This is a genomic window from Uliginosibacterium silvisoli, from assembly GCF_036017035.1.
In the GTDB taxonomy this organism is placed as follows: Bacteria; Pseudomonadota; Gammaproteobacteria; order Burkholderiales; family Rhodocyclaceae; genus Viridibacterium; species Viridibacterium silvisoli.
Genome location: NZ_JAYXHS010000004.1, coordinates 573,511 through 590,778 on the forward strand (window position 1 = coordinate 573,511; position 17,268 = coordinate 590,778).

Sequence of the window (17,268 nt, forward strand, 5' to 3'; positions counted from 1 at the left end):
GCGTGCCGCGTGCGATCAGGCGTGAGGGTGTGCGCTCCATATCTTGAGCAGATCGACCTTCGTGGTCACCGCCTCGCGCGGCAAGGCGCTGGCAATGGCGAACTCGGGGCGCGTGGCGTCGCGCCACATGGGTTCCAGCATGGGCAGACCCTTGCCATTGATGAAGCTATGCACCATCGGCGGCGTCGTTGCCGAAGCGCGTTTGAAGACAACGGCAATGTCGCCGTTCTTGAGCTTGACGTAGGAGCCCGGTGGATGGAGCCCGATTTCCTTGATCAGCAATCCCACCAGCGTGTTGCCGTACTTGTTCTCCTGCACAAAGAGATTGCGCGCCGCCTGCGCGGTATCGGACGCAGCCTTGGTATGGCGCGGCGTGACCAGCGCGGTGTAGATATCCATCGTGCGCACCAGCAGGGTGGCGTCATCGAGCGTTGTCTTGCCTGCCGGATAGCCCGTGCCGTCGGGCACCTCGTGGTGGTCGGCAACGATACGCAACCATAGTTCGTCACTCACGCCTGCCGCGCGCAACATGTCTGCGCCCTGCGCCGGATGAGTCGTGATCGCCTCCTTCTGCACGGCACTCAGGGGCAGGCGCTGCAGCGCAAGGATGGTCTGCGCATCGATCATGGCGATGTTCATGGTGAGCGCCGCACACACAGCCGTGCGCCGCCGTGCATCGTTCCAGTCCATCTTGCGCGCCAGCAGATCCACCAGTACCGCTGTATCGATGCTGTGCAGGATGGGGTATTTCGCGTGATCGGTCAGGTAAATCGCGGCCAGCGTCGCATCGAGATGCAGATCGCATAGCTTGTGCAGGACGCGCGCGATCTCGCCGATCTTCGCGGCAAAGTCCGGTACGAGTGAGGGATCGTGTGCAGCGTCGCGCAACAGCAGCGCCAGCTTGCTGGCAATCAACTCGCGCATGCGGAAAGGGTCGATCTCCAGCTCCGCCGGTGGCGGCGCAGCTCTGACGACGTCGGGGTAGTTGTAGAGCTTGAAGTCCTCCTCACGCACGAAGACGCCACGCTCGATCAGCGAATCCACCTGCGCGTTGCGCACCAGTATGAAACCCTTGGTCAGAAGCAGATGCCCCGCTTCGTCATAGAGATTCCACGGTAAGGCGGTGTCGATTCGTAGCTGGTTCAGTGCCAGCCCGAGTAATTGTGTTTGTATTTGCATGTTGGCCCCTCCTAGGGTCCTTGTTCCGCGGCCAGGCAACTCAATGCGGCTCTGCGGAGACATGCGATCAACCCCTCGCACATAGACCTTATCGGCCCCGTTCTAAAAAACTTAGCTCATACAATGGTTTACGCACAGCTTTCGTGCCGGCAGGCGGAATTATTTGTCAATAAACGTGAGGCGCTGCCTGCGCAATTTCGCCACGTATAATTCGGCGCACTGCAGCAAGCAATTCCGTCACCAACTGCTGCGCATTACTTTCCCCTCCCCATGCTGCGACTAAGCGAAATAAAACTGCCGCTCGATCATCCCGAAGAGGATCTGCGCACGGCCATCCTGAAGCGACTCGGCGTCGCTGCCGAACAGCTGCTGAACTTCAGCGTTTTCAAGCGCAGTCACGATGCGCGCAAGAAATCAGCGATCGCGCTGATCTACTCGGTCGACGTCGAGGTCAAAGATGAAGCGGCGGTGCTCAAACGCCTCAAGGCGTCGAACGGCCCCGGCCACGTCGGCCCGACGCCAGACATGGCGTATCGCTTCGTCACCCGCGCACCGGAGAGCCTGAAGCAACGCCCCGTGATCATCGGCATGGGGCCGTGCGGCTTCATGGCAGCGCTGACCCTGGCACAGATGGGCTTCAAGCCCATCGTATTGGAACGTGGCAAGGAAGTGCGCGAACGCACGCAGGACACCTGGGGCCTGTGGCGCAAGAGCACGCTCAATACGGAATCGAACGTGCAGTTCGGCGAGGGCGGTGCCGGCACCTTCTCCGACGGCAAGCTCTACAGCCAGATCAAGGACCCGCGCCATCTCAGCCGCAAAGTGCTGACGGAATTCGTGAAGGCAGGCGCGCCAGAGGAAATCCTCTACGTCAGCAAGCCGCACATCGGCACCTTCCGCCTCGTCGGCATGGTCGAGAAGATCCGCGCCGAGATCGAATCACTCGGCGGCGAAATCCGCTTCAAGACCCGCGTAGAGGACGTCATCATCGAAGACGGTAAGGTACGCGGTCTCGAAGTCCGCAAGCTGGATACGGACGAACACGAATTCATCGAAGCCAACCACGTCGTGCTGGCCGTGGGTCATAGCGCACGCGACACGTTCGAGATGCTGCACAAGCGTGGCGTTTACATCGAGGCGAAGCCCTTCTCCATCGGCTTCCGCATCGAACACCCGCAATCCATCATCGACACCTGCCGCTTCGGCAAATTCGCGGGCCATCCCCTGCTCGGCGCAGCTGACTACAAGCACGTTCATCACGCCAGCAACGGTCGCTCCGTCTACAGCTTCTGCATGTGCCCGGGCGGCACGGTGGTCGCCGCCACATCAGAGGAAGGACGCGTCGTCACCAATGGCATGAGCCAGTATTCACGCAATGAACGCAACGCCAACGCAGGCTTCGTCGTCGGCATTACGCCGCAGGACTACCCGGGCGACGCGCTTGCAGGCATTGCGTTCCAGCGTCATTGGGAAAGCCGCGCCTTCGAACTCGGCGGTCGCAACTACAACGCGCCGGGGCAACTCGTGGGCGACTTCCTCGCTGGTCGGCCATCGACTGCACTGGGCGAAGTGATTCCTTCATACAAGCCGGGCGTCACGCTTGGCGACCTGAGCACGGCACTGCCCGAATACGCCATCACCGCCATGCGCGAAGCCCTGCCCGCGCTGGAGAAGCAGATCCAGGGCTATTCGATGCACGACGCCGTACTCACTGGCGTCGAAACACGCACCTCGTCGCCGATCCGCATCAAGCGTGGCGACGACTACCAGAGCCTCAACACGCGTGGCCTGTTCCCGGCGGGCGAAGGTGCGAGCTATGCCGGCGGGATTCTCTCAGCAGCCATCGATGGCATCGAAGTCGCCGAAGCGGTTGCCATGAGCATGGTCGCCACCAAGGCCTGAGCCAGGCCGGGCCATCCGGCGCGGCTTAATGCAAGGAGCCGCCAAACAAGCCGAGGAGGCCGATGATGATCAGGTACAGCGCCACGATGTAATTGAGCAAACGCGGCGCAGCGAGGATGAGGATGCCGGCGATCAATGCAACCAGGGGGCCGATGCTGACGGATATGTTCATGCGATGTCTCCTTGTCTTCAGGCTGTTTTTCGAGCAATGCATCGCAGCTCCAGCACGATTCGGTCCCGCGCCGGCCCGCCGGAACGTACTTGATACAATTGCGCCCTCACGACCAAGGGAGAGAAGAACATGACAAATCCACCCACCCGGACCTACCGCTATTACGACTTCGTGATGGCCGCCTTCGTCTGCGTGCTGCTGTGCTCCAACCTGATCGGTGCGGCAAAGACCGCGCAGCTCGAGCTCCCCATCGTCGGCACCTTCATCTTCAGCGGTGGCGTGTTGTTCTTCCCGATTTCCTACATCTTTGGCGACATCCTGACCGAGGTGTATGGCTATGGCCGCGACCGTCGCGTCGTATGGGCCGCCTTCGCCGCACTGGCTTTCGCGGCATTCATGGCCTGGGCGGTGCTGGCCCTGCCCGTCAAACCGGACGACTTCAACCAGAGCTACCAGACACACCTCGAAGCCGTGTTCGGCAACACATGGCGCATCGTCGCCGGTTCGATGATCGCCTTCTGGTGCGGCAGCTTTGCCAACAGCTATGTGCTCGCCAAGATGAAGATCGCCACCCAGGGCAAATGGCTGTGGTCACGCACCATAGGCTCCACCCTGGTCGGCGAAGCCGTCGACTCGGGCCTCTTCTATTTCATCGCCTTCTACGCCATCTGGCCGACCGAGCAGGTCATGAAGGTCGCCCTCGCGCAGTACATCCTCAAGACAAGCTGGGAAATCGTGATGACCCCGGTGACCTACCGCGTCGTGGCCTTCCTCAAGAAGAGGGAGAACGAGGATTACTACGATCGCAATACGACGTTCAATCCATTTACCTGGCGCGTTTAGCCGTCATTCCCGCGAAGGCGGGAATCCAGCGACTCTCGCAGCAGGCTTCAAACGACACTGGATTCCCGCCTTCGCGGGAATGACGGAATTTCGATGACAAAGACCCACGACGTCCGCCCCGGCCAATCCATCGAGCTCCTCAAGGAGCTGCACATCCTGACCCGCGAGGGCAAGATGAACCAGGACAGCCGGCGCAAGCTCAAGCAGGTCTATCACCTGTTCAACTTCATCGAGCCGCTGCTCAAGGAGTCACAGGCGAAACATGCCGATGTGAGCCTCGTCGACCACGGCGCGGGCAAGTCGTATCTCGGCTTCATCCTCTACGACCTGTTCTTCAAGGAGTCGGCGAAGCAAGGGCATATCTGGGGCATCGAGACGCGTGACGAACTGGTGACGCGCTCGCGCGAGCTGGCGAAGCAGTTCGGTTTTGGCGGGATGTCCTTCATCAACGAATCGGTGGCGCAGTCGATCGAATCGAGCGAGTTGCCCGCGCGCATCGACGTGGTCACCGCCCTGCACGCCTGCAATACCGCGACAGACGACGCGATACGATTCGCCTTGCAGAAGCAGGCACAGCACATCGTGCTGGTGCCCTGCTGCCAGGCCGAAGTCGCCTCGGTGCTGCGCAAGAACAAGGGCCAGGCGCTCGGCAAGTCTGCCCTCACCGAGCTGTGGCGTCACCCGCTGCATACGCGCGAGTTTGGCAGCCAGCTGACCAATGTGCTGCGCTGTCTGCAGCTCGAAGCACATGGCTATCAGGTCAGCGTGACGGAGCTCGTGGGTTGGGAGCATTCGATGAAGAACGAGCTCATCGTTGCGACTTACAAAGACCTGCCGCGCAAGCGCCCTGCTACGCGCCTTGCGGAAGTGCTGGAAAGCGTCGGGCTGGAAGAGATGTCGGGGCGGTTTTTCACCGGCGACGGGTCTGCTCCGCAATAAGCTCTGACGGCCAGGTCCAACCAGACCCAACCAGGCCCATAAGAGAAAAGGGATCACGCACGTGAATCCCTTGGCATGAAGCTGGAGTCCGGGCCATACCCGAACGACCGTCACGCCCAAAAAAACGGCGCCGTCGATAGCGACGGCGCCGATCTCCCCCGGGCCTGTTATCCGTTCGTGAGCTGATCAGGCGGCCTGCTGCGTTGCCTCCTGAGCAAGCCCGGGCACCATTGCTGGCAAGGAACGCATCGGGCTGTCGGTGCGACGTCGCTCACCGTGCTCAGCCTGCGCTTCCGCGACGATGCGTGCGACTTCAGCACCGTCGATGGTTTCGTGTTCAAGCAATTGCGCCGTAAGCTGTTTCAGCGCGCCTTCCAGCTTGCGCAGTGTTTCGAGGCAGCGCTCGTTCTGCGTCGTCAGTACGGCCTCGGCTTCGGCCACGACGATCTTCGTATCCGGTGCGATATTCAGTGCTGCCAGCGCTTCAAGGCTGAACAGCGTGCCATTGTCACCAAGGCCCAGCGTCGCCACCATGGACAGCGCCAGGCGCGAAGCCTCCTTGAGGTCGCTCGAAGCGCCACTGGAGGCATCGTCATAGGTGATGAGCTCCGCCGCACGGCCACCCAGCAGCATCTGGATACGATGCTCCAGCTCCGACTTCAGATGCAGATGCTTGTCTTCCTTCTGCGTCACCAGCGTCACGCCCAGTGCCTGACCGCGCGACAGGATGGTCACCTTCTCGACCTGACCACAGCCGAGCACCTGCGCCATGATGGCGTGCCCTGCCTCATGCACGGCGATGCGCTCGCGCTCGGCTTCGGTCAGAGCCGAGCCAGAGCCGTTCTTCTCGCCCATGCGGCAGACTTCGATGGCTTCGACGAAGTTGCGCATGGAGATTTCCTTCTCCTCGTTGCGAGCGGTGATCAGCGCGGCGTGATTGGCCACGTAGGCAATCGCCGCCGGCGTAAGGCCCGTCGTCAGACGACCAAGCTGCGCAAAATCAAGATCGGCAACTGCCTTGAGTTTCTTCGTATAGAGGCGGAACAGCTCGGCACGCTCGGCCACGTCGGGCAGGGAGACCTGGATCTTGCGATCGAAGCGCCCCTCGCGCAGCAAGGCGGGATCGACCGCGTCGGGGTAGTTGGTCGCACCGATGACGATGACGCCGCTCGACGAGCTGAAGCCATCCATCTCGGCGAGGATCTGGTTGATGATGCGGTTGCCCTCGGACTCGGCCGGGCCACCGTTCTCGGTGTTGGTACGACGACCGATGCCGTCGATCTCATCGAGGAAAACGATGCAGGGCGCGTTCTTGCGCGCCTTCTTGAACAGCGCCTTGACGCGCGAAGAGCCGACGCCGAGGAACATCGCCGAAAAATCGCCACCGGTCGCAGCGATGAAGTTCACACCACACTCGCCCGCCAGCGCCTTGGCCAGCTGCGTCTTGCCAGTGCCCGGTGGGCCGGATAGCAGCACACCCTTCGGCGGCTTGGCTCCCAGCTCGGCAAAGGCCTTGGCGTCCTTGAGATAGGTCTTGATGTCACGCAGAGCGGCCTTCGCCTCGTTGGCGCCGATCACGTCATCAAAGGTCACCGGTTTCTCGGTTTTCGAGAACTTGAAGCCGCCGCCCGTCATGCGAAAGCCTTGCAGCAACAGCACGCCGAGCAAGGACAGGGTCAGCAGCAGGCCAACATCGGCACGCCAGTTGTAGGGACCTTCGACATCCTTGTCGAGCACGGCCAGCGGGAAGGCGTCCGTATCGTTCTTGTGATACTGCGATAGCGCCAGCGAAGCAAAACGCCCGCTGCCATCGGCGATGAAATACTTCTTGCCGCTCTTCGCCGTCACGAAGATGCCCGACGGCGCTACCGCCGCACCCGCCACATTGTTCTTCTGCATGTCGAGGATGAGCATCGACACGTCGCCCTCGGTCGCCTTCCATGTCTCCGGCGCACTCCGTATCTGCTGCAGCATCGCATTCAGCGTCACGGGCTGTTTCGGCGAAGGAAACAGGCTCGAACGGAAGAAGATGCCCAACGCAGCGGACAGGACGATGGCGCACAACACGAGGTAGTGCCAGGGTTTCTTGGGGAGCAACTTGTTCATGCGGAAGATACCTTGCTGAAGCGGTGTCGGCGGCAGAGAGAGACTCGATCAGCCCCGCCGGAGCTGATGACAATCCAGATGGTAACGGCCAGTTTGAACGGGGGTTTACAAGAAACGGAGACCGGCCATCGGTTATTCATGCCGGGACACACATTGGCACCAACTCGCGCGGGCAAAAGATCGCAGCACTGAAATTTCGCGCGATAGCGGCAGGAAGAACAGCAGTTTTTACAACGCTACCCCTGCTGCGCGAGCTCCAGCATCAGCTTTGAAACGCGACGAGCGCCGCGTCCATCGCACAAGGCCGCCAGCTTCTCGGCCATGTCGCGCATGCGTGGCGCGTCGTCGATGAGGCGCGCAACCTGGAACTGCAGGCTCGCTATGCTGAACTCCTCGACAGGGCCAAGATCGATCCCCGCTCCGCGCGCAGCCAGTGCGGTGCACAGCATCACCTGGTTGCTGGCGATGGACACCGTAATCCCCGGCAAGCCCAGCGCAGCACGCTCCCAGGTCATGGAACCGCCGGCGCCGATGAACAGGTCTGCATGCGCCATGCGTTGCGCCATGTCATTCACCGCCACGCTCACCGTGATCAGCGGGTGCCACGCGCAACGCTCCTGCAACTGCGCGGCACGGGTATTGGCCGCCCCGGCCACGACGTCAAGCAGCAGATGCGGAAATGCCTCGGACAAAGCATCGACCACCCGGCCCGTCGCGTCGGGCATATCGCTGCCACCAAAGCACACCAGCACCTTGCGGATGTGCCCGTTACGCGGCAACAGCCCGGAGCGTTCGATGGCGAAATTCTGCTGCAACAAGGCGTAGTGCGGCCCCAGCAATTGCTGACAATCATCGGGCACCCACAGCAGGTAGCGTGATGGCCCTTCCGGGTTCAGGTTCTGGTCGAGCAAGACATCGCAGTCGTGCTGACGGTTGGCGAGGTCATCGATAACGAGAATGCGCCTGGCGTTGGCGCGTTGCGCCGACTCCCACTTCGCATCCAGCCCATAGTGGTCCACCACCAGCCAGTCACAGGGCGGGATCGGCGTGTTGTCACTGAACGGCTGGCAATGAAAGCCCGCCTGCCCCACCGTCGAGAAGGCGTGACCTTCGACAGCACGGCTGAAGAACTGCACCTCGGCGCCACGCTTGCGCAAAGCTGCAGCCAGAGACAGGCAACGCATGATGTGACCATGCCCGATCTCGCGCGAAGCGTCGGCACGCACGACAACGCGCATCGGCTCACTCATGGCCGCTCATCCTGCACAAGGATCGGCAACCCCCGCTCACCGGATCTTGAAAAGCGGTTCCAGTGGAGCGCAGCGCAGCAGCTTCTCGAGTCGTTCATTGACGACGGCATCGTGCAGGATGGGCAGCACTTCGTCATACACGGCCAGCAGTCGGTCGATGTCGGCCTCCGTGTGCGCATAGCTGATGTTGTGCGTGCCGAGCGTGATCACGCCCCGCGCAAACATCTCTTGCAGGAAAAGCGTCTTGATCTGCCAGACACTGTAGCGATGCGGCGTACCGGGCGAATCCTTCAGCATGAAGAAGGACCAGGTCGCATCACCCGCCAGCGAAGCGAATTCACCGATGCCGTATTTCGCGATGCGCTCGGCAAGGCCGGCCTTGATGCGTGCGCCACGCGACTTGAGTGTCTCGATCACCGGCTCGCGCTGCAGCTTTTCCATCGTCGCCTTGGCAGCGGCCAGCGACAGCAACTCACCGCCGAAAGTGAAGGAGAAGAACACCTCCTCCATCATGCGCATGTACTCGGCCTTGCCGCACACCGCTGATACCGGATAGCCGTTGGCCATGCCCTTGCCGAAGGTCGCGAGATCGGGCGTCACGCCGAAACGTTGCTGCGCACCACCCAGTTCGTAACGGAAGCCGGTAATGGTCTCGTCGAAGATCAGCAGCGCGCCATGCTTGTGCGTGATGTCGCGCACTGCCGCCAGATAACCCAGCAATGGCTCGGCAACATTCATCGGCTCCAGGATGACGGCAGCAAACTCGTCCTTGCGCGACGCCAGCAGGCGGTCGAGCGCCTCGGCGTCGTTGTACGGGAAATTGTGCGTCAGGCTGCTCACCGCCTTGGGCACGCCCTTGTTGCGCGCCGTCGAGCCGATGTACCAGTCCTGCCAGCCGTGATAGCCACACACAGCAACGTGATCGCGGCCGGTATGGGCGCGCGCCACGCGGATTGCGCCAGCCGTCGCGTCAGAGCCGTTCTTGCCGAAGCGCGTCATCTCGGCGCAGGGCACGCACTCGCGCAGCTTCTCGGCCACTTCCATTTCGAGGCGATGCGGCAGCGAGAAGATGATGCCCTTGTCGAGCTGTGCGCTGACTGCAGTCGTCACATCGGGATCGCTGTAACCGAGGGTCACGGCCGCCAGGCTCATGACAAAGTCGAGATACTCGTTGCCATCGACATCGCGCACGCGGCAGCCCTTGCCCTGCTCGATAAAGTAAGGCGATACGCCATGGGGATACTGCGTCTTGCTCTTGCTGAAGGTCTGCGAGCCGAGCGGAATAGTACGCAGGGCGCGCTCCAGCAGCTCTTCGGATTGGCGATAGCGATCGGACATTACATCACTCCAGCAAAGCCCGCGGCGACCGGCACAGGGTCAACACACGCGGTACATTCCATCAGGATTTCTCCTGGGCCAGCGACTTCTCCAAGCCCTCATTGCGACGATGGCTGGTATTCAGGGTGCGCAACTCGGGCTGGTCTTCCAGCAGGTGCAGGATGTCCTGCGTGGTGAAGGCCGGGTTGCGGGGATATAGCGCTGCGTAGATACGCTCGACCAGCGCCAGGTCGTCCTTCTCATCCACCGTCCAGCGCAGCGCTGACAGATCGGTCTCGCTGCGCAGGGTCTCGATGATGAAGCGATCCGGATTGCTGGCGATGTACAGCGTCACGTGTTCACGCTCTGACTTGCGTTGCGCTTCGCGCCAGGCAATGTGCAGCACGGCATAACGCATGATCTCGGCATCCAGCCCGTCCGGAAAGCTCGGCGGATTGGCGTTGGTCGTGTAGTCCGCACGGCTCTCGATATGGCGTGCGACGAGCTGGTCGATCAAGTTCGGGTCGGTCAGCGGACAGTCCGCAGTCAGGCGCAAGACATGTTTCGGCGCGTGCGGCCGTGCTGCCTGTTCGAAACGATCAAGCACATCATCGAGCGAGCCGCGGTAGCACACCGCGCCGAGCTTCTCGCATTGCTCAGCAATCGGGTCGTCCGTCGCGGCCGCAGAAGTCGCGACGATCAGGTGGTCGATCGAGGTCGCACGACGCAGACGCTCGATCTGGCGCGCCAGCATCGGCTCACCGAAGAGCGGCAGCAAGACCTTGTTGGGCAGGCGCGAGGAGGACATTCGCGCCTGGAGGATGGCAAGCACACGCATGGCGATCAGCGTTCCGGATAGGCATTGAGAGGTTTGTGAAGCAGCACGCAGCTCGCGCGGTCGCCGTCACCAGCGGCCTGCAACGCACCTTGCGTATCACCGTGATGGAACACGCTACGGCTGACTTCGCGGTAGAGATTCGTCGCGGTAAAGGCAGCAGCATAGTCCTGCTTGTAGGTGTAGAGCGCGACATCATTGCGATGATGATAACGCCGACGGCACGGCGAATCCGGCAGGAAATCGGCCACGGCAAGATAGCCACCGGGTGCGACGAGTGCATCGATGGCCGCGAGGCTGCGTGTGAGCAAGGCCCGGTCGATCCAGTGGAGCACGAAACTGACGATGACCAGATCGAACTGCTCATCGAACGGCGGCGCACTGGCGGCACCGAAGCGCAGGTCGAGCGCGGGATCGCGCGCACGACCATGCCGTACTGCGTCTTCGCTCAGATCGAAGCCCGCGCGGCGCGTGGTGCGCGGCAAGACCTCCGGCAGGCGTGCCAGGCGCCAGGCACTGGCACAGCCGACTTCGCAGACGGTACGGATGTCCGCGCGGCCCTGCAGGCGCGAGAGGCTGTCAAGAATCCAGTCATGCCCGGCATGGGCATCCAGGCTCGCGGCATTGCGACGAAACCAGGCATCGCCCTCACCGCTGCGGAACACTTCGTCTTGCTGGACAGTTGGATTGCTCATTGGTGTCTGCCTGATTGCTTATCTCTAACTACGGCCCGGTGCCATGGAGCTGAACAGCGGTCTGTCATGCACCAGGCATCCCATCTCAAGCCGGCCGCATTCCTTTCGGCCACTTCCGCGGGTCCAGCGCAGCCGGATCGTCGCAGGCGAAAGCACTCCAATCAAGCTCCACGCGTCGCTGGAAGGCCTCTACACATTGCAATAGCTCGTCGGCAGTGGTGACACCGAGCACGGCAAGTTCGATGGGTTGCGCGGCAGCCCAGGCGAGCGCCATGTCGATGGCACTCACGCCATGCTGATCTGCCGCTCGACGCAATTTCGACAAGGGCTCGTGGAGCGCCATGAGTGGCTGCGGCAATTTGTCCGGCGCGACATTCACGACGCCTTGCAGCAGGAGAGAACGTGCCTGCAGCCTGATGCCACGCACAGCGAGTCGCTCCAGCACACCCGTCGTCACCAGGCGCTGATCCAGCACACTGCAAGGCAGCTGTATCCAGTCGGGCGACGCACGCTCCAGCACCGCGTCGATTTCAGCCTCGTCGTAGACCGAGACACCGATGCTGTGCGCCATCCCCTGCTGCCGGGCCGAAGCCATCCACTGCCACAGGCGGTCTCCTTCCGCGCCAAGCAAGTCACCCACTGCGTGGATCAGCAAGGCGTCGACATGGTCACGACGCAGGCGCGTGAGGCTGAGGTCGAGACTGCGCTGCGCGGAGGCCAGAACGGACTGCCCTTGCGGTGTGGGCAAGGTCTTGCTGCAGAGCGAGAAGTGCTTGTCACCCCCGAGCAGCTGGCCCAGACGTTCCTCGGCATTGCCATAGGCGGCAGCCGTGTCGAGCCAGACAATGCCCGCCTCCTGCGCTACCTGCAAAATGCGTTGCGCCTCGCGATCGCTGAGTTGCCCGCTGCTGTTCGTCAGGCCATAGTCGAGCCCGAACTGCACGGTACCGAGGGCGATGGCAGGCATTCAGTGCTCCCGTCTGCAGCCGTGACGCGGATCAACCCGCTTCATCCAGCGCCCGCTTGAGTTCTTCGACAACCTGATCCTGCTCTGCATCGGTAAGTGCTGCATGCAGCGGAATCGACAGGGTACGTTCGTAGTAAGCCTCTGCCAGCGGAAAATCGCCGCGCTTGAAACCGCTGCGCATGAAGTCCGGCTGCAGATGCACGGGAATGTAGTGCACCTGCACGTGAATGCCGACGGAGCGCAGGTGATCGAAAACGTGATGACGCGTCTCCGAATCCTTCAGCAGGATCGGGTACAGGTGGAACGACGAAACACCATCGGGCGACTGCCAGGGGCGCTCGACCTCCATGCCGTCTAGCAGCACGTCGTAACGCGCAGCCATCTTGCGGCGATGCGCGATGAAGCGGTCCACCTTGGCGAGCTGCGAGGCGCCCAACGCAGCGGAAAAATCCGTCATGCGGTAGTTGTAGCCCAGCGCCTGCTGCTCGTAGTACCAGGCACCCTCATCCTGTCGCTCCATCGCGGCCGGCTCGCGCGTGATGCCATGACTGCGCAACATGGATACCGCTTCGTGCAGGGAAGGATCGTCGGTCACCACCATGCCGCCCTCGCCAGTCGTGAGGATCTTGACCGGATGAAAACTGAACACGGTGCAATCGGCGACGCCAAGACTGCCAACCCGCTTGCCGTGGTATTCCGCTCCGAAGCTATGTGCCGCATCGTGAATGAGGCCGAAGCCGTAGCGGGCCTTGAGCTGGGCGAGACGGTCCCAGCGGCATGGCTGCCCTGCAAAGTCGACCGCCACGATGATGTCAGGCAAGCGGCCGCGCGCTTCGGCATCAGCCAGCTTTTCAGTCAGCGACTCGATGCTCATGCAATAAGTACGTGGATCGATGTCGACAAAATCAACCGAGGCCCCGCAATAGCGTGCGCAATTGGCGGATGCAACGAAGGTGATCGGAGATGTCCACAAGCGCATGCCGCGCTGCAACCCCATCGCCAGGCAGGCCAGATGCAAGCCCGCGGTAGCGCTATTGACGGCACAGCCATACTGCGCGCCGCAGTACTCCGTCACCGCCGCCTCAAAGCGTGCGATGGCCGGGCCCTGTGTAATCCAGTCACTGCGCAGAACTGCTTCGACAGCAGCGATATCGTCTTCTTCAATAACCTGACGGCTGTATGGAATCATGAGTACCTGACTGCAATGAGGTCCTGAAATCGGTTCGACAGCTTGTGTTCGGTGGGCTCGGAGCTCTCAAGCCATGCTCAGATCGCGCGGCGTTCAACCGTTGCCGTATCGAGGAGCTTGCGGATGTCATCCACGCTGAGTATCCAGGGGTTGGTACCGGAGTTGTACTCCCAGCCCTCAGGGACCATTGTCCCCCGCTCGCTCATGCCATCGACCAGGTAATTCGGCTGGGCGAAGAAGGCGATGCTCGGCGTGATGACGTAGTGCTCCTTGAACTCGATGGTGTGATGCGAGTCATCGGCCGGCACCATGATTTCGTGCAGCTTCTCGCCTGGCCGGATACCCACCACCTTGGTCGGCATTTCAGGCGCAACCGCCGTCGCCAGATCACCGATGCGCGAGGACGGAATCTTCGGCACGAAAACTTCACCACCGTGCATGCGCGAGAGGTTCTTGATAACGAAGTCGACGCCCTGTTGCAGCGTGATCCAGAAGCGCGTCATGCGCTCGTCCGTCACCGGCAACTCGGTTGCCCCTTCACGAATGAGTTTCTGGAAGAACGGCACAACCGAACCACGCGAGCCCAGCACGTTGCCGTAGCGCACCACGGCAAAGCGCGTGCGGCGGCTACCGACGATGTTGTTGGCGGAGACGAACAGCTTGTCCGAAGCGAGCTTCGTGGCGCCATACAGATTGATCGGGTTGGCAGCCTTGTCGGTCGACAGTGCGATCACACGCTCGACTTCGTTTTCGATGCAGGCATCGATGACGTTCTGCGCGCCGTAGATATTGGTCTTGATGCACTCCATCGGGTTGTATTCGGCCGCAGGCACCTGTTTGAGCGCCGCGGCGTGAATGACGATGTCGATATCGCGGAAGGCCTGACGCGTGCGCTCGGCGTCGCGCACATCGCCGAGGAAGAAGCGCATGCGGTCGTCGGTGAACTCCTGCTGCATTTCGTACTGCTTGAGCTCATCGCGCGAGTACACCACCACGCGACGCGGGTTGTACGAAGTGAGCAATGTGCGGATGAAGGCACGGCCGAACGAACCTGTGCCACCGGTGACGAGTATCGACTTTCCATCGATCATGCTGCCTCTCCTTGCTGGGCCGCGTTCTGATTAGCTGCATCGAGCTTTGCCTGCAGACGTTCCTTGCCGATGTCGACGATCGCAAACATATTATCGAGGGCTCCCGCGAGGAAGCGGTCGATCAGGTCGAACCCGAACTTCGCGAACTCGACAGCCTGCTCCGGGGTCTTCGCCAACGCCATGCAGTCATAGAAGAAACGCCCCATGTGCAGCATCGAGCCACGCACCAGAGGGAAGATGTGCGTGACCTTGTGGCGCTCGTCAAACAGGTAGTGATGCATGTCGTAGAGCTTGTCGGCGATCTCCATCTTGGTCTTGATCTCGCCGGCAAGGATGCGCTTGAGATCGCCCCGCACAGCCTGCAACTGCTCCATCAATTCGCCCATATTGGCGAAAGGATTGACGTCGTAGTCTTCGGTAAATGCCGACAACATGGCTTTGACGGTAGCTGCCTTGTTGGCCGCCTCGGCATTCACGACCAGGTCTTCGGCATGTAGCGGCTTGGCGCTACGGATCTTGGCACCATCGTTGAGATTGAAGACTTCAGCATCCGGATACTCATCGATGGTCATGGCCATCGCGTCACGCGAGTGCATGAAGATCTCGGTCGACAGTACTTCCTCGGTGAAATTGCCCTCAGTCTTCTTGTGCGTCTTGTGCACGCTGTGCGTATCCCGCACGATCTTTTCGAGCACGGCATCGTCAGACGGCTTGTCATCGAAATAGACCGACGACTTGGCGTGATGCTGGTTTTCGTCCTTGAAGCCGAAGTCGATACCGAACAGGTGAATCTTCTTGAAGCCCATTTCCAGCGCCAGCGCGACGCCGCCATTGGTACAGGTCGGTCCGCTACGGAACCACTTGGTGTTGTGGTTGATGTCGAACAGCGCAGTACCGAGATCCAGCTCCTTGCAGAACATCAGCGGCTTCGAGGTCGAAGTAAAAACGGCGGGATGCATGATGGTCAGCGCAACGATGGGCACGTCCTTCACGAACTCGCGCGTCTGCGGCTCCTGCAGGACCACGTAGGTCATATAGGTACGCTCGATCTCGACGTGCAGGTCGGGCTTGATGCCGGCACGCGCCAGCGCCGTGATGGCCGTGCCGCAGCTGATGATCACGGCCTTGTCGGCATTGGCACGCAGCGTTGGCAGCAAGGCGTCGAGCGACGGGCCGGAGCCGACGATGAATACCTCCGCGTCGGCAGGCAGGTCCGGCTTGCGGGTAAACAAGGGATAGCCGTCGATGGCGTTTTCCATCGCGTGCTTGAGGCCAAGGATTTCGTCATCGAGGAAGCCCCAGCCACGATAGAGCGTCCACAGATCGCTGCGCAGCTTGTCCCACAGCGTCTTGACCTTCTCAGAGTCATAGTCGTTGAAGAACAGCCCCAGGCCCTGCATGAAGTATGGTGGCCAGAGGTTGTAGAACATGGCCCGCAGGTGTTCGGCGAGCTTCTTCGGATCGTCGTCGTGGGCGATGGAGAAATAGAAGCCCTTGGCGGCATAGCGCTGGTGCAGGGAAACATAGTCCACGAAGTACAAGGACATGTTGAGACGCGAGAGATCCGTGTCGACCAGGATCAGGTGACGCATCTCCCAGTCATCGACCAGGCGTTCGAGGTGCCAACCGTAACCGCTGCCGAAGACGATGGCGATCGGCAGGGCGTGCTCGCCAAACTCCGGCCGCTTCAGATAACCGCCCTCGCCCGCAATCTTGCGGAAGCCTTCGATCAGCTCGCCACGGAACTTCGGTTCGATGGGGCGGAAGAAGTCCGGATTGTCCTGGTGCGGAAAAGCCTGTTCGGGTTTATCAACGAAACCGTAGTCAATATCGATGCGTGGCCGGCTCTCCGGATTCTCGAAGAGCTTGTAGAGCGTGCGGCCGAAATCGGTAAATTCGCGCGGCCCACCCTGGAAATGCCTGTAATAGATGGTCAGCTTGCCATCCGGGCCCACCTTGAACGGCGCCGGCAGGTTCGTCGCCATCAACTTCTCGAAGATCTCGCCGAACTGTTCCTTGAAGAAAAACAGATTGGCCTGGTAAGTGGCCATCAGCTTCTGCAGGTAAGCCTCCTGCAGAGGCGTCCATTCGCCGTCAGTACTCGTTGCTTCCATGGTCGGGTCCGTTTTGTATGGGCGGCACGCCAAAGGTGACGCCATCCTGCAAGGTGCTTTTGGTACAGGACCGATCTTAAGCAGGCGCCACCCACAGACATGTGCCTAGATGCCCGGTAAAAGCCGCGCAATTTCTGTTTTGCACAGACGGCCCCGAAGTCTGCGGAATTCATCACATCTGCCGCAGAAGCAGTGATCAACGACCTGCCTGAAAAGGCATTTCAGGAGCTTTTTTGCGTAGGCTGCCGCGCATCGAAACACCGTATTCACGGGGGTTTCGCGTCGAATTAACAGAAAAATACGCCAAGCAATGCAGCTCACCCTGCAGAGATCCCTAGCAGATCCGTAAAAGGATTCATACGCGGACTAAACGATGGAAAACAAGCTCAATTCAAGTTTTCCGGATTGCAGGCCGATGTAGCAGAGCATGAGTGATCAACGCTCGAACTTCTGCACAAGATCTGCATCAAGTCGCACCGAGTGGTTTGAATAAGCAGTGAAGTGGGAAACGCAACCTGATAAGGAGTTACTAAAATGGCAATGACCATCAACACCAACGTCTCATCGTTGAATTCGCAACGTAATCTGAATACCTCCCAGTCTTCACTCGCAACTTCGCTGCAACGCCTGTCCTCGGGCTTGCGCATCAACAGCGCCAAGGACGACGCT

15 protein-coding genes are annotated in these 17,268 nt (G+C 60.9%); 4 read left to right on the plus strand and 11 right to left on the minus strand.

Annotation, left to right across the window (positions count from 1 at the left end; translation table 11 throughout):
- Positions 1 to 15: 15 nt before the first annotated feature.
- A complete protein-coding gene (locus VVD49_RS20440) occupies positions 16 to 1,179 on the minus strand; it encodes an HD-GYP domain-containing protein (protein WP_327601082.1) in 1,164 nt (387 codons plus the stop codon).
- Positions 1,180 to 1,449: 270 nt separating this feature from the next.
- Between VVD49_RS20440 and VVD49_RS20445 the strand changes: the two genes are divergently transcribed.
- The gene (locus VVD49_RS20445) at positions 1,450 to 3,081 is read left to right on the plus strand and encodes an NAD(P)/FAD-dependent oxidoreductase (RefSeq protein ID WP_327601083.1); all 1,632 of its coding nucleotides are present in this window, start codon (positions 1,450 to 1,452) and stop codon (positions 3,079 to 3,081) included.
- 25 nt (positions 3,082 to 3,106) lie between these two features.
- On the opposite strand, the gene VVD49_RS20450 is transcribed toward VVD49_RS20445, so the two are convergent.
- Entirely contained in the window at positions 3,107 to 3,253 is a 147-nt protein-coding gene (locus VVD49_RS20450; protein ID WP_327601084.1) for a DUF3096 domain-containing protein, read from the minus strand.
- Between the two features lie 129 nt (positions 3,254 to 3,382).
- On the opposite strand from VVD49_RS20450, the gene VVD49_RS20455 reads away from it, so the two are divergent.
- Together VVD49_RS20455 and VVD49_RS20460 are read left to right on the plus strand one after the other, a co-directional pair.
- On the plus strand, positions 3,383 to 4,096 hold the full coding sequence (locus VVD49_RS20455; RefSeq protein WP_327601085.1) for a queuosine precursor transporter: 714 nt from the start codon (positions 3,383 to 3,385) through the stop codon (positions 4,094 to 4,096).
- Between the two features lie 93 nt (positions 4,097 to 4,189).
- Positions 4,190 to 5,035, plus strand: a complete 846-nt coding sequence (locus VVD49_RS20460; protein WP_327601086.1) for a class I SAM-dependent methyltransferase — start codon at positions 4,190 to 4,192, stop codon at positions 5,033 to 5,035.
- Positions 5,036 to 5,221: 186 nt separating this feature from the next.
- Here the strand turns inward: VVD49_RS20460 and VVD49_RS20465 are convergent, their stop codons facing one another.
- From VVD49_RS20465 to VVD49_RS20505, 9 genes are all read right to left on the minus strand, one after another.
- Positions 5,222 to 7,141, minus strand: coding sequence for an ATP-dependent metallopeptidase FtsH/Yme1/Tma family protein (locus tag VVD49_RS20465; RefSeq protein ID WP_327601087.1), 1,920 nt, complete (start codon positions 7,139 to 7,141; stop codon positions 5,222 to 5,224).
- 236 nt (positions 7,142 to 7,377) lie between these two features.
- Complete coding sequence (gene pseG, locus VVD49_RS20470) at positions 7,378 to 8,391, minus strand: UDP-2,4-diacetamido-2,4,6-trideoxy-beta-L-altropyranose hydrolase (protein WP_327601088.1); 1,014 nt, start codon at positions 8,389 to 8,391, stop codon at positions 7,378 to 7,380.
- Between the two features lie 36 nt (positions 8,392 to 8,427).
- The gene (locus VVD49_RS20475; RefSeq protein ID WP_327601089.1) at positions 8,428 to 9,729 is read right to left on the minus strand and encodes an aminotransferase class III-fold pyridoxal phosphate-dependent enzyme; all 1,302 of its coding nucleotides are present in this window, start codon (positions 9,727 to 9,729) and stop codon (positions 8,428 to 8,430) included.
- Between the two features lie 61 nt (positions 9,730 to 9,790).
- On the minus strand, positions 9,791 to 10,546 hold the full coding sequence (locus VVD49_RS20480) for a glycosyltransferase family protein (RefSeq protein WP_327601090.1): 756 nt from the start codon (positions 10,544 to 10,546) through the stop codon (positions 9,791 to 9,793).
- A 5-nt stretch (positions 10,547 to 10,551) separates the two neighbouring features.
- A complete protein-coding gene (locus VVD49_RS20485; RefSeq protein WP_327601091.1) occupies positions 10,552 to 11,238 on the minus strand; it encodes a class I SAM-dependent methyltransferase in 687 nt (228 codons plus the stop codon).
- An 85-nt stretch (positions 11,239 to 11,323) separates the two neighbouring features.
- A complete protein-coding gene (locus VVD49_RS20490; protein WP_327601092.1) occupies positions 11,324 to 12,205 on the minus strand; it encodes an aldo/keto reductase in 882 nt (293 codons plus the stop codon).
- Positions 12,206 to 12,236: 31 nt separating this feature from the next.
- Positions 12,237 to 13,394 carry a UDP-4-amino-4,6-dideoxy-N-acetyl-beta-L-altrosamine transaminase gene (gene pseC / locus VVD49_RS20495; protein ID WP_327601093.1) on the minus strand — a complete coding sequence of 386 codons (1,158 nt, stop codon included), beginning with the start codon at positions 13,392 to 13,394 and terminating at the stop codon, positions 12,237 to 12,239.
- A 77-nt stretch (positions 13,395 to 13,471) separates the two neighbouring features.
- A complete protein-coding gene (gene pseB, locus VVD49_RS20500; RefSeq protein ID WP_327601094.1) occupies positions 13,472 to 14,485 on the minus strand; it encodes a UDP-N-acetylglucosamine 4,6-dehydratase (inverting) in 1,014 nt (337 codons plus the stop codon).
- Complete coding sequence (locus VVD49_RS20505) at positions 14,482 to 16,599, minus strand: motility associated factor glycosyltransferase family protein (protein ID WP_327601095.1); 2,118 nt, start codon at positions 16,597 to 16,599, stop codon at positions 14,482 to 14,484. The genes pseB and VVD49_RS20505 overlap by 4 nt, the downstream gene beginning before the upstream one ends.
- A 534-nt stretch (positions 16,600 to 17,133) precedes the next feature.
- Here VVD49_RS20505 and VVD49_RS20510 point away from each other — a divergent pair.
- A partial coding sequence (locus VVD49_RS20510) for a flagellin N-terminal helical domain-containing protein (protein ID WP_465189374.1) occupies positions 17,134 to 17,268 on the plus strand: 135 nt, incomplete at its 3' end.